Origin of the sequence: Polaribacter marinivivus, from assembly GCF_042651285.1 — a bacterium.
Lineage (GTDB): Bacteria > Bacteroidota > Bacteroidia > Flavobacteriales > Flavobacteriaceae > Polaribacter > Polaribacter marinivivus.
This window is the reverse complement of record NZ_JBHSCY010000001.1, coordinates 1353219-1366249: the sequence shown is the minus strand read 5'-3', so window position 1 is coordinate 1366249 and position 13031 is coordinate 1353219. Positions and strand designations below refer to the sequence as shown.

Below are 13031 nucleotides of genomic sequence, written 5' to 3'. Positions count from 1 at the left end.
TAGATTAACCTTTAGCAGCTGCTATTACTTCTTCTGAAATGTTAGATGGAGTTTCTGCATAATGAGAAAATTCCATTGTAGAAGTTGCTCTACCAGAAGACATAGTTCTTAAAGAAGTTACATAACCAAACATTTCTGATAATGGTACAGTAGCTTTTACTACTTTAGAACCAGCTCTATCTGACATGTCAGATACTTGACCTCTTCTTCTGTTTAAATCTCCTACGATATCACCCATATTTTCTTCTGGAGTTAATACCTCTAACTTCATAATAGGCTCCATAATTTTAGCTTGAGCAGCTTTAGCAGCAGCTTTATAACCTAATTTTGCAGCTAATTCGAAAGATAACTGATCAGAATCTACAGGGTGGAATGAACCATCCTTTAAAGTAATTTTCATAGAATCCATTTCATAACCTGCTAATGGACCATTTTTCATTGCTTCTTTAAATCCTTTTTCTACAGATGGAACAAATTCTTTAGGAACATTACCACCTTTGATTATAGATTCGAACTGTAAACCTTGCACACCTTCGTCTGCAGGCTCCATAGTAAATACAATATCAGCAAATTTACCACGTCCACCAGATTGTTTCTTGTAAACTTCTCTGTGATCTGCAGATGCAGTGATAGCCTCTTTGTACTCAACTTGAGGTTGTCCTTGATTTACATCTACTTTAAACTCACGCTTTAAACGATCAACAATAATATCTAAGTGTAACTCACCCATTCCTGATATAATAGTTTGACCTGAAGCTTCATCAGTTCTTACAGTAAATGTTGGATCTTCTTCAGCTAATTTACCTAAAGCCATACCTAACTTATCAACGTCAGCTTTTGTTTTAGGCTCAACTGCAATACCAATTACTGGATCTGGGAAATCCATTGATTCTAATACAATAGGATTTTTTTCATCAGATAAAGTGTCTCCTGTTTTAATAGATTTAAATCCAACAGCAGCTCCAATATCTCCAGCCTCAATAAAATCTAATGCATTTTGCTTGTTAGCATGCATTTGGTATATTCTTGAGATACGTTCTTTTTTTCCAGAACGATTATTTAATACGTATGAACCAGCATCTAATCTACCTGAATAAGATCTAAAGAAAGCTAAACGACCTACAAAAGGATCTGTTGCAATCTTAAATGCTAAAGCAGCAAATGGCTCTTTTACATCTGGTTTTCTTGTAATTTTCTCTCCAGTTGCTGGATCTGTACCTACAATATTATCTCTATCTAAAGGAGAAGGTAAGTAACGACATACAGCATCTAATAAGAATTGTACACCTTTATTTTTAAATGCAGAACCACAGATCATAGGTATGATAGCCATATCCATAACAGCAGCTCTTAAAGCAGCATGAATTTCTTCTTCAGTGATAGAATCTTCATCTTCCATGAATTTTTCTAACAAGTCTTCATCATAACTAGCTACTTCCTCTATTAATAAAGCTCTATATTCTCTTGCTTCTTCTTTTAATTCTTCAGGAATATCGATAACGTCAAATGTTGCTCCTTGTGTTTCATCGTGCCACACAATAGCTCTGTTTTTAACTAAATCTACAATTCCTTTAAAATCAGCTTCTTCACCAATAGGTAAAACAATAGGTACTGCATTAGAACCTAACATTTCTTTTACCTGCTTGTTTACATTCATAAAATCAGACCCTTGACGATCCATTTTATTAACGAAACCAATTCTTGGCACTTTATAATTATCTGCTAATCTCCAGTTTGTTTCTGATTGAGGTTCTACACCATCAACAGCAGAAAATAAAAATACTAAACCATCTAATACACGTAATGATCTATTTACCTCTACAGTAAAATCTACGTGACCAGGAGTATCAATTATATTAAAGTGATAACCTTTAGTATCAGGAGTTGGTTGAGCGTTCTCTAAAGGAAACTGCCATGTACAAGTAGTTGCAGCAGAAGTAATAGTAATACCTCTTTCTTGCTCTTGCTCCATCCAGTCCATTGTTGCAGCACCATCATGTACTTCACCAATTTTATGAGAAACACCTGTGTAATATAATACACGTTCTGTTGTTGTTGTCTTACCAGCATCAATATGTGCTGCAATACCAATATTTCTTGTATATTTTAAATCTCTAGCCATTATATTTAGAATCTAAAATGTGAAAATGCTTTGTTTGCTTCAGCCATTTTGTGAGTATCTACTCTTTTCTTAACAGCTGCTCCTTCTTCTTTAGCTGCAGCTAAAATCTCTGCTGCTAAACGCTGAGCCATAGTTTTTTCATTACGCTTTCTAGCATAAAGAATCATCCATTTGATAGCCATAGATACTTTACGATCTGGTCTAATTTGCATTGGAATTTGGAAAGTTGCACCACCTACTCTTCTAGAACGTACTTCTACGTGAGGCATTACATTTGACAATCCTTCTTTCCATACTTCTAAAGCTGACTTTTCTTCATCAGTCTTTTTTTCTTCTACGATTTCTAACGCATCGTAAAATACTTTGAACGCTACAGATTTTTTACCATCCCACATTAAGTTGTTCACAAAACGCGTTGCTAATTGATCTCCGAACTTTGGATCTGGTAAAAGCTCTCTTTTTTTCGCTCTTCTTTTTCTCATGTCTTTACATTAAAAAAGTTAATAAATTACTTCTTTGGGCGTTTTGCACCGTACTTAGACCTACGTTGAGTTCTTCCCTCAACACCTGCAGTATCTAATGCTCCACGTACCACGTGATATTTAACACCTGGTAAATCTTTTACCCTTCCACCTCTAACTAATACTATCGAGTGCTCTTGCAAGTTGTGTCCTTCTCCTGGAATGTATGCGTTTATCTCATTACCATTTGTTAACCTAACCCTAGCAACTTTACGCATTGCTGAATTTGGTTTTTTTGGTGTTGTAGTATAAACACGTGTACAAACTCCACGTCTTTGAGGACTCCCTTGTAACGCAGCCGATTTACTCTTCTTAGTTATTTTGGTTCTTCCTTTACGAACTAATTGTTGAATAGTTGGCATACTAAATAATTACTGTTTTTCGTTTATATTAAACTTTTACCCTATTTTTAAGGGTGTGCAAATGTACAACTAATTTCTAATTATTCAAATATCAGTAAGTTATTTTTTAGAAATGCTTATTTAATATTGATTTTTTATGATTTTAAATTACTTTTGAAACCATAGAACATAACAAATTGAGCAAAAAACTTCTATTCTTTTTTTTTATTTTTTTCTTGATGTTTTTTCCAAAAATAAATTGTCAAGAATTAAAATTAGAATTCTTTTCTTTAAAAAAAAGTGAATTAAAAATTCTAAAAAAGATAAATTACACTAAAAAACACAAAGATTCCACTTCACTATTTAATGAAATATTCAAAACTGCATCTTACCTAAAGAAAATTGGTTATTTCACAAACACAATCGATAGCATAAAAAAGAAAGATTATAAATATCAAGTATTTATTAGTCTGAACAAAAAAATTAATTTTGCAAAACTTAAAATCAACAAAGAATTAAATGAAATCTTGAGTGATTATAAGGTTGCGAGTGACAGTGTAAAATTTCCTATTGAAAACTTACAATCAAATTTATCTAAAATTACATCTGTTTTAGATAATTCAGGAAAATCATTTTCTAAAGTAAAGTTATCAAATATCAAAATAAAAGCTGATACCCTATTTGGAGAGATTATTATAAATGAATCTTTTAAAAGAACTATAAATAAGGTAACCGTTAAAGGTTATGAAAATTTTCCAACATCTTACCTAAACAGATTTTTTAAACTAAAGAAAGATCAAGTTTTTAATAAAAGTACAGTAGAAAAAATTTCTTTGGAATCTAAAAACTTAATATTTGTTCAAGAAATAAAACCTCCAGAAATTCTATTTACAAAAGACTCTACGTTTTTATATATTTATTTAAAGAAAATTAACAACAACAGTATAGACGCTTTACTAAATTTTGCAACTCAAGAAGATGGTTCATTTTTACTTAATGGAAACATTGATTTAAAACTAAATAATGTACTGAATACTGGAGAAGAATTTAATTTATACTGGAATAGTATTGCTAAAGAAAGACAAGAGTTTAAAATATCTACATTTATACCTTACCTATTCAATTCACCTATATCCCCTAATGTAGAATTCTCAATTTACAGACAAGATTCAAGCTTTACTAATACAAAATTTAAAACACTTTTAAATTATGATATAAATTCAAAATTAAAATTAGCTTTCTCTTACAATGCTGAAACTTCAGAGAGTTTACAAAACACTAATAACGAAATTACTTCATTTACAAATCAGTTTTTAGGCATAAACATAAATTACAATCAATTTAATCAAGATATATTTAACAATAAAAAATTGTATTTTAACATAAACCCTTCTTTAGGTGAAAGAAAAGCAGAAAACAACAACTCTAATCAATTTAAGTTTGAATTAACTACTGAGTATTTATGGGAGTTAAATCAAAGAAATTTTATCTCTATAAAAAACAATACAGGATTGCTAAATTCCGATCAATATTTTACAAACGAACTATTTAGAATTGGAGGAGTTAACTCTATAAGAGGATTCAATGAGCAAAGTATTTTTACAAAAAATTATTCTTACTTTAACTTCGAATATAGGTTTTTAGCTTCTACAACTTCTTATTTCTATACAATAACAGATTTAGGCTTCATAAAAACTACAGAAAACGAAAGTATTTTAGGATTAGGATTAGGGTATTTATTCATCAATAATCAATCTAAAATAAACCTAAATGTAGCTTTAGGAAAAACAAGCAACAATAATTTTGATTTTAACAACCTAAAATTAGCAATAAGCTGGGTGAATTATTTTTAATAAATCTAAGTAAGGCTTATTTTGTTTAACGTTTTTTAATATTTTTTAAACTTTTCAACTTTTTAACAGTTTTTAACGATTTTTAACAAATAATATTTGCCAATTAACATAATATTTTAATATTTGTGATTAATTAATTCAAATTTATTAAATAATGAAAACAAAGTTTAGAGGAATTTTAACGCTGCTCTTAGCGTTTGTTGTGCAAATACATTTTGCGCAAGAAAAAACAGTTTCTGGAACTGTATCTGAGTCTTCTGGAGTTTTACCAGGAGTTAGTGTATCTATAAAAGGTACAGCAAAAGGTACAGAAACAGATTTTGATGGTAAGTATTCTATTAAAGCAAATGTTGGTGACATTTTAAGCTTTAGTTATGTAGGATATAAAACTGTTGAGAAAAAAGTAGGCGCATCTAATACCATAAACGTTTCTATGGTAGAAGACGCAAGTGTTTTAGATGAAATTGTTGTTACTGCACTTGGTATCAAAAGAGATAAAAAATCTCTAGGTTTTGCACAACAATCTGTAAAACCAGAAAACCTAGTAAGAACAAGAGAAACAGACCTTAACAATGCTTTAGCAGGTAGAGTTTCTGGTGTTCAAGCAGTTGGTGCTCCTTCTGCAGGTTTTGGTAATTCAGCAATTAGATTAAGAGGTCAAAGTATCTCTTTATATATTGTAGACAACGTTAAAGTAAACAGTATTTCTGATATTAACACTGATGATATTGCTGATTTATCTGTACTAAAAGGTGCTGCTGCAACTGCTCTTTATGGTCCAGAAGCATATAGTGGTATTATTGTAATTACAACTAAGACTGCTAAAAAAGGGCAATCTACAATTACTTTAAACCATAGTACAGCAATAGAAAATGTGTATTTATTACCAGAATACCAAAACGAATATGGTGGTGGTTATTCACAAAACTTCAATACATTTTCATTTAACCCAACTCAACATCCTGCATCTTGGTCATCTTTTGATGGACAACCAATGGTAGAATATTATGCTGATGAAAGTTGGGGGCCAAAATTAAATGGACAAATGGTTCGTCATTGGGATTCTTGGATTCCTGGTGATCCTGAATTTGGTAAGCTTAGAGCTTTTGAAGCTAACCCAGACAACATTAAAAACTTCTTTGATACAGGTACTGTTAACAACACAACTGTAGACTTTACAAAAGGTGGTGAAGGTTATAGCATTAAAGGTGGTTTAGTAAATATAGACAGAACAAGTGTTGTACCAAATTCTTTTAGAAGGCAAGTACAAGCTTACACAAACATCCGTTTTAATATTACAGATCAATTAGAGGCTTACGCAAACATTAACTATCAAGATAGAAGAACTAGAAACTTCCCAGATAATGGGTATGGAAACATCACTTCTAACTTTAACCAATGGTGGCAACGTCAATTGGATATGGATAGAGTAAGAAATTACAAAAGAAATGGTCAATTTGTTTCTTGGAACATTAATAGTCCAACAAACTTATCTCCATTATACTGGGATTCTCCATTTTTCGAAACTAATGAAAATTTAAATTTTCAGACTAAAAATGCTACATATGGTAGAATTGGTTTAAACTATACAGTTAATGATAATTTAAACGGTTATGTAGAATTAAGAAAAACTTACACTTCTTTCGAGTCAAATGATAGATTAGCTTTTGGTAGTGTAAATCCGATTCCATCTTACAGCGAGTCTGAAAGTATGAATTACAGAGATGAGCTTTTTGGTATCATCAACTATTCTAAAGATTTAACTGAAGACTTAGACTTAAATGCAAGTGCTGGTTTTGAACTAATTACTTTAGGAGGTGAGTCTTTAAGCGCAAGTACTAATGGTGGTTTAACAACATTAAACTTTTATAGCTTAAGTACTTCTAAAGATAGACCAACTGTAAATAATAGCTCTTACAAACAAAAAACTAGAGGTGTATTTGCAAAAGCTTCATTAGGATATAAAGACATGCTTTATTTTGATGGTTCTGCAAGGTTCGATTGGGGATCTACAGCAAATCCAGATGACAACAGAGTAGAAACATATGGTGGATCTTTAAGTTTCATCTTCACAAAACTTTTACCTCAAAACGATATTATTTCTTTTGGTAAATTAAGAGCAAGTGTTGCTTCTGGTCCTTTCTTCCCTGGAAGATATTTATTAAACCCTACTTACGATATTGGAACTCCTTATGGAAGTAGTGGTACTTTAAGTAGCCAAGGTAATTTTGCTAACCCATTATTACAAGGTGGTAAAAGAATCGATTCTGAATATGGTGCTGAATTAAAATTATTTAAAGGTAAAGTTGATTTAGACGTTACATATTTTAACAGAAAAGATAAAGATTTACCTTCTAGAGTTAGTTTAGATGGAGCTAGTGGATTTACTTCTACATTCTTAAACAGTGGACAACAAACTACACAAGGTATAGAAATTGGAATTAACTTTTCACCTATCAGAAATGAAGATTTCGATTGGAGAGTATATACAAACTTCTCTACTTTAAAAAGAACAGTTGATGCAATTGCTGATGGTGTAGATGTAAATGTATTATCTAGCTCTTGGAGAGGTATTCAATTACAAGAGAGAGTTGGTGAAGAATGGGGTGCTATTTATGGTAGAGCTTATAGAAGAGATGCAGATGGTAACATCTTATTATCTTCAACAGGTGCTCCAAGATATGACACAAACCAATACTTAGGTAATGTATTACCAGACTTTACTGGTGGTTTATCTAACAACTTCCGTTACAAAAACTTTAACTTAGGATTTGATATCGATTTCCAAAAAGGTGGTAAAGTATTCTCTGTAACAAGAATGTTTAACAACTACTCAGGTTTAGGTACAGAAACAATTGGAAACAATACTTTAGGAAACCCTGTGAGAGACCCAATCGTTGGTACTGGAGCTTCTTACTATACTCCAGCTAGTGGAGTTGGTGCTAACTCAGGTGGTGTATTAATAGAAGGTGTAGATGAAACTTCTGGTTCTCCAGCATCTTATTATGTAGACCCAGTTACTTATTGGGGTAGATTATTTGCTCTTCATGAAAGATGGTTATATGATGCTTCTTACGTGAAGTTAAGAACTATTCGTTTAGATTATGATTTACCAGCTGCATTATTAGACAAAACTCCATTTAAGAAATTAAATGTTGGTGTATTTGCTAACAATGTTTGGGTAATCCATTCTGCTATTCCAGGTTTAGATCCTTCTGAGATTGAAACAAGAAATGGAGTTAATTGGACAGAAGGTGGGCAATTACCAAACACTAGAACATTTGGTGTTAATGTTAGAATGACCTTTTAATTAAAAAAAATTAGATAATGAAACAAATAAATAAATTAAAAAGTATTCTCTTAGCAGTAATCGTAGCCTTTACTGCTTGTGATACAGTAGATTTTGGAGACACTAATGTCGATCCAAATAACCCTAGTAATGCAGTAACATCATTACTACTTACAAATGTTCAAAGAGGTATGAGTGGATATATAGCTAGCACTACGTCTAACCTATATGTACAATACTTGTCTAATGGACAATATGATGAAGAATCTAGATACCAGACCTTAAACTGGAATACAGATGGTGCATATGCTTTACTACAAGATGTTAAGCAAATTATAGAAATCAATACTAACCCAGATACTCGAGTAGCTGCTCAAGCTTATGGTTCTAATGGTAACCAAATTGCTGCTGCAACTATTTTAAAAGTTTGGTATTACCAAATGATGACAGAAAGATGGGGGTATTTACCATATTCAGAAGCAAATGATGCTTCAAATACTACTAAACCAGTTTATGATAGTCAACAAGACATCTATAATGGTTTATTTGCTGAGTTAGATTCAGCTTTAGCTAGTATTGATTCTGGAAATGGACCAGATGGAGATATTCTATTTGGTGGTGACATGACTATGTGGAGAACTTTTGCTAACACAATTAAGATGACTATGGCTTTACGTTTATCTAAAGCAGATGCTGCTACAGGTAGAACAAAGTTTAACGAAGCTTTAAGTGCAGGTGCAATTTCTTCTAATGCAAATAATATTCAGTACACTTATTTAACAGAAGACACTAACGATAATCCTTGGCAAGATAGATTTGAATCTAGAAGAGATTATTTAATGAGTGATGTTTTTGTTAATGCATTAATTGGTTCAGGTACAAATACTGCACCTGAAGATCCAAGATTAGCACAAATGGCAGAATTATCTACAAATGGTGGAGTTTATGTAGGTGCACCTTATGGTCAATCAAATTCAGCTACAGATGATTATTCATTTATCACTAATAATATCATTAATAAAGGAGATGCTCCATTAATGATTTATACTTATGCAGAAGTTTTATTTGCAAGAGCAGAAGCTGCTGCAATGGGATGGACTACAGAAAACGCTGCTACACTTTATGGTCAAGCTGTTACAGCTTCTATGACTCAATGGGGTGTTAGTACTTTAGATGCTGCTACTTATTTAGCTGCTAATGCATATACTAGTGTAGATGATATCGCTTACGAAAAATGGGTATCTTTATTTTTACAAGGATATAACAGTTGGGCAGAATGGAGAAGATTTAAGGCAATGGGTACTGAATCTAGAATTGGTTTAGTTGCTCCTCCTAATTTACTTTCAAATGCTAACGGTATTCCACAAAGACATGGTTATTCAGCAACAGCTGCTTCATTAAATGAAGCTAACTACAATGCAGCAATTGCTGCTCAAGGTGCAGACGAATTAAATACTGTACTTTGGTTGTTTAAATAATCTTTATTTCCATTAAACAATAAAAACCAGCCTGCTAGGCTGGTTTTTTTATTTTTAACAAAAAAGAATTTGAATTTTTAGTGTTAAAAAATTGTTTTTTTAAGTTTTATTTAAGACTTTTGGCTTTAATTAATTCAAATAATTATACAATGAAGACAAAGTTTAATGGATTTTTAACGCTTTTATTAGCGTTTGTAGTGCAAATTTCCTTTGCACAAGAGAAAACTATTACTGGTACAGTTTCTGACAGTTCAGGTTCTTTACCAGGCGTTAGTGTTATAATTAAAGGAAGTACTACTGGTACAGAAACTGACTTTGATGGTAAATATTCTATAAAAGCAAAAAACGGAGATGTTTTAGTTTTTAGATATTTAGGTTACAAAGTAGTAGAAAAAACAGTTGGTGCATCTAATGTTATAAACGCTACTTTAGTAGAAGATGCTAACGTTTTAGATGAGATAGTTGTTGTTGGATATGGAACAAGTACAAAGAAGGCTTTTGCTGGTACTGCATCTGTTGTAAAACAAGAACAATTAGAAGTAAAAAACTTCTCTAACGTATCTCAAGCTCTTACAGGTGAGGTAGCTGGTGTTACCGTAATTAACGGTTCTGGACAACCAGGTACAGTTGGTGCGATTAGAATTAGAGGATATGGATCAGTAAATGGTAACAGAGCTCCATTATATGTGGTAGATGGTGTTCCTTTTTCTGGAAGTATTAACTCTATTAACCCTTCAGATATTGCTAGTACAACAATCTTAAAAGATGCTACTGCAACTGCAATTTATGGATCTAGAGGTGCTAACGGAGTTGTTGTAATTACAACAAAAACAGGTAGTTCTTCAAATTCATATATCGAAGTAGATATCAAAACAGGTGTAAATGATCAAATTATTCCAAGATATGACGTAATTACTTCTCCAGAAGAGTATGTAGGTTATGTTTGGGAAGGTATTTACAACAGAGGTGTAATCACAGGTCAACCAGACCCAGTAGCTTATGCTAATGCGAGATTATTTACAAACAACTACATTGACCCAGGTTACAATATGTGGAATCAAACTGCAGCTCAGTTAATTGATCCTGCAACTAGTACAGTTAGATCTGGTGCAACAAGAAGATATACTCCTTTAAGATATACAGATGTTGCTTTTGATACAGCAATTAGAACTGAAACTAACTTAAGAATGGGTGGTGGTAATGGAGATACTAGATATTTCGCATCATTTGGTTACTTAGATGATAATGGATATTCTATCAATACTGGTTATAAGAGATATACTACTCGTTTAAATTTAGATACTAAAATTAAGCCTTGGTTAAAAATTAACTCTAACATTGGTTATGCTTACTCAGAAAGTATTCAAAATGGACAAATTGTTGGTTCTGAAAACGTATTTGAATTTGCTGACAAAATGGCTCCAATTTTCCCAGTATTCTTAAGAGATAACAACGGAGATTTAGTTCCAGATACTAACTATGGTGGTTTCCAATATGATTATGGTTCTTTATCAGGATTTAGAGATAGACCAAACGCAAACGGTCTTAACCCAATTGGTTCTGCTCTATATGATTTTAACGGAACAGATAGACATGAATTTAATGGAAACTTCTTAGCTCAAGTTACAATTACAGATAACTTAAGTGCAGAATTAAGATATGGTGTACAGTATGCTACACAAAAAAATAGAGATTATACAAATAAATTCTATGGTGGTGGTGTTTCAACTGGAGGTGATTTAACAATCAATGACTTTTCTAGTTTAACTCAAAACATCCAACAAATTATTAGATATAACAATTCTTGGGGAGCACATTCTTTTGATGCATTAATTGCACATGAGAGTAACGAATTCGAACAACAGTTCCAATCAGCTTCAAAAGGATTACAAATTTCTCCTTTCTTATTAGATCTTGATAACTTCCAGTCTAGTTTAGGTTTACCTTCTGGATCTAGAAGTGGATTTACAATTGAGTCTTACTTTAGCCAATTTAACTATAACTACGATCAAAAATATTACTTCACTGCATCTGTAAGAACTGATGGTTCTTCTAGATTCGTTAACGATAAGTGGGGTACATTTGGTTCAGTTGGTGCTTCTTGGGTAATTAGTAATGAAGACTTTATGGAAGATAATGGAGTATTTGATTTCTTAAAAATTAAAGCTTCTTATGGTATTAATGGTGACCAAGCTGGTGTTGGTTTCTTCTCTGGATATAACACGTATAATGGTGGTAACTTAGGAGGTAGTATTTCTTTAGCTCCAGGTGCTGTTGGTAACCCAGATTTAACTTGGGAAACTACTAAGCAATTCCAAGTAGGTACTGAATTTGGTATTGGTAAATTCTTAGATGGTACAATTGATTACTATAACAAATTAACAGATAACTTAATCTTTAACCGTTTTGTAGGTCCTTCTCAAGGTATCTCTTCTATCACAGTTAATGATGGTGAGTTAATTAACGCTGGTATTGAATTTGACTTTACAGGACATATTATCGATAAAAAAGACTTTAGTTTAGATTTATCTATTAATGGTGAAATCGTAAATAACGAAATTAAAACTATGCCTTTAGATCCAGCAACTGGATTACCACAAGTATTAACTCCAAATGGAGCGTATGCATGGTCAGAAGGAAGATCAATTTTTGATTTCTACATGAGAGAATGGGCTGGTGTTGATGCTGCTGATGGAGCACCAATGTGGTACCAATATTATGATGATAGAAATAACAACGGATTATTAGATGCTGGTGAGCCATCTTCTTATTCAAGTGGATCTTGGATTCCAGCTGATCCAAGTATTTCTAATGCTACAGGTTCTATAGTAGAATATCAAGCTAAAGTATCTGATGCAAATATTAAGAAAACTGTTACTAAAACTTACTCTGATGCATCAGATATATATGTTAACAAATCTGCTATTGCAGATGTACGTGGTGCATTTAGATTAGCAGGTAGAATTGGTAACTTTAACATAGGTACACAATTTACTTATAGTTTAGGTGGTTATGCTTACGATGGTCAATACGCAGAATTAATGTCTGATCGTTTTGGTGCAGTAGGTAACAACTTCCATAAAGATATAGCTAACAGATGGAGACAGCCAGGTGATGTAACTGACGTTCCTAGATTAGCTGATGGTATAGATCAAAATGCAACTTCTCAATCAACTAGATTTATTACTTCAACAGATTATTTAGCTTTAAACAACGTTAACCTTGGATACACAATTCCTCAAGAATTTCTTCAGAAAATTGATATCCAATCAGTTAATCTTTGGTTATCTGCTGATAATCTATTTAACATGACAGCACGAGATGGTTTCCTACCTAACACACGTGAATCAGGAAACTCAGGTCGAAGATTTTATGCGCCAATGACAACAATTACATTAGGTGTTAGAGTTAAATTTTAATTAATAAA

General features: G+C 32.3%; 7 protein-coding genes. 4 read left to right on the top strand and 3 right to left on the bottom strand.

All coding sequences use genetic code 11. The features are described 5' to 3' along the window. Positions 1-4: 4 nt before the first annotated feature. Genes fusA through rpsL form a run of 3 tightly spaced genes read right to left on the bottom strand, consistent with a single transcriptional unit; the run spans position 5 to position 3005 of the window. Positions 5-2122, bottom strand: a complete 2118-nt coding sequence (gene fusA, locus ACFOWD_RS06380) for an elongation factor G (protein WP_377409058.1) — start codon at positions 2120-2122, stop codon at positions 5-7. A gap of 5 nt (positions 2123-2127) precedes the next feature. Then, a complete protein-coding gene (gene rpsG / locus ACFOWD_RS06375; RefSeq protein WP_298992083.1) occupies positions 2128-2604 on the bottom strand; it encodes a 30S ribosomal protein S7 in 477 nt (158 codons plus the stop codon). Positions 2605-2630: 26 nt separating this feature from the next. Further along, positions 2631-3005, bottom strand: a complete 375-nt coding sequence (gene rpsL, locus ACFOWD_RS06370) for a 30S ribosomal protein S12 (RefSeq protein WP_015482216.1) — start codon at positions 3003-3005, stop codon at positions 2631-2633. Between the two features lie 218 nt (positions 3006-3223). Between rpsL and ACFOWD_RS06365 the strand changes: the two genes are divergently transcribed. From ACFOWD_RS06365 to ACFOWD_RS06350, 4 genes are all read left to right on the top strand, one after another. Beyond that, on the top strand, positions 3224-4837 hold the full coding sequence (locus ACFOWD_RS06365; protein ID WP_377409055.1) for a hypothetical protein: 1614 nt from the start codon (positions 3224-3226) through the stop codon (positions 4835-4837). A gap of 154 nt (positions 4838-4991) precedes the next feature. Continuing rightward, positions 4992-8147 (top strand): SusC/RagA family TonB-linked outer membrane protein, encoded by a 3156-nt coding sequence (locus tag ACFOWD_RS06360; protein ID WP_377409053.1) that lies wholly within the window; start codon positions 4992-4994, stop codon positions 8145-8147. A 17-nt stretch (positions 8148-8164) separates the two neighbouring features. Next, positions 8165-9604, top strand: coding sequence for a SusD/RagB family nutrient-binding outer membrane lipoprotein (locus ACFOWD_RS06355; RefSeq protein ID WP_377409051.1), 1440 nt, complete (start codon positions 8165-8167; stop codon positions 9602-9604). A 149-nt stretch (positions 9605-9753) separates the two neighbouring features. Then, positions 9754-13023 (top strand): SusC/RagA family TonB-linked outer membrane protein, encoded by a 3270-nt coding sequence (locus ACFOWD_RS06350; RefSeq protein ID WP_377409049.1) that lies wholly within the window; start codon positions 9754-9756, stop codon positions 13021-13023. The last annotated feature ends 8 nt before the right edge of the window (positions 13024-13031 follow it).